Consider the following 1417-nt stretch of genomic DNA (forward strand, 5'->3'; position numbering starts at 1 on the left):
CATCCGAATCGAAAGTTGACGAGACCGCTTCAATAGGGGCCACTGTTGGCCGAGGTTCGTTTGCTTAGGTATCGGCGGTTTGGCGTCAGGGCCGGCGCATCTTAATCCTCAATAGTTCCGGAGCCGAGGACGGTGAGAAGGTAGTCGACGCGCCAAACGGCGAGCTGTTTCTTCGCTGCGATGCTTGTGCGCTTGGTGCGAACGGGTGCGTTTTGGAGCATGTTGAGGGCGACCTTCCGTACGGTGGCGAGGTTTTCTGCGCCGTTTTTCTTGGCGACGCGGGCGCGGTCCTCGCCAAATGTGACGTCGAGCACCCAGTGCAGCTTGTTTTCGATGTGCCAGTGACCGCGTACGAGCGAGAGCATGCGTTCGGCCGACGCTTCGAGGCTGGAGATGTAGGCGCGTCGTTGTCGCGATGTCTTACCCTCCAACGTGCGTTCAGACTCAACCAGCACAATCGTTTTCAAGTCGGGCCATTGGTCGGACTGGTGTAGCCACTTCACATCCTTTTGCACCCAGACCTTGCGGTACTCGGTCCGCCCGTGCCCTTTGTCAGCTTCGGCATGGCAGGTGTGGGTGGAGCTGGCCAGCTCAGCACACGTCTCGTCATCAAACGCGTCGAGCACCTCACGGTGCAGCGTGGGGTGGTTGCCCTTGAGTCCGAAGAGGTAGTCCGCGCCCTGTTCTCGGATCGTTTTCGCAATGCTCTTCTGACACCCCATCGCGTCGATGCTGACGATGGCCCCCTTCACGTCGAGCAGTTTGATTAACGCGGGAATCGCCGTGATTTCATTGCTTTTGACGTCGGTTGCATAGTGTCCGAGCACGATAGCGTTCTCTTTCACCCAAGCATTGACGAGGTGGAGCGAGCCAGCGCTGCCGTCTGCAAACGCCCCCCGTATCGTCTTGCCATCAATCGACACAAGCTTGCCCTCGGTCGATGTGCACAGCGCTCGTGCCCACGCCATGAACGCCGCGCGAAATGCCACCGGGTCGAGCGCGGTCATGACCCGCCGCAGTGTGTCCGCAGAGGGGACGCCGTTCGGTAGTTCGAGGAGACCACGCAACTCCGGCGGCCCATACTTGATGAACTCATGCGTCGCGTCCCAACCTCGGCAATCACAGATCGCTGCCAACAGCATGATCACCAGCACGTCAGAGAGCTTGTGCCGCCGCGTTCGCTCCACACGCGGGTCTGGAAGGTCATCGAAGTAGGTGAGCCATTTCGGTCGAGCCATGGGCCCAGTCTGAACATCGTCACGCCAGGATGGACAGTCTTCACCCGGCTCCAAGTGACGATTTGTCAGACAAAGTGCGTACAAACGCACACAAACCTACAAAGTGCGATCTGTACGATGGTGCGCCGGCCCTGGGTTTGGCGTAACCGGATTGACAGCTGTTGCCTGTGCCGCCATGG

At 59.4% G+C, this 1417-nt stretch carries 1 protein-coding gene; it reads right to left on the bottom strand.

The window, feature by feature from the left end:
• Positions 1-101: 101 nt before the first annotated feature.
• Positions 102-1238, bottom strand: coding sequence for an ISAs1 family transposase (locus tag ACRBG0_RS27565; RefSeq protein WP_431490050.1), 1137 nt, complete (start codon positions 1236-1238; stop codon positions 102-104).
• Positions 1239-1417: the final 179 nt, after the last annotated feature.

This window comes from Lewinella sp., assembly GCF_050633125.1.
Classification (GTDB): domain Bacteria; phylum Bacteroidota; class Bacteroidia; order Chitinophagales; family Saprospiraceae; genus Lewinella.

Excerpts from the sequence above, each read along its gene's own strand:
- ACRBG0_RS27565 (WP_431490050.1), bottom strand. The coding sequence starts at position 1,238 with ATGGCTCGACCGAAATGGCTCACCTACTTCGATGACCTTCCAGACCCG.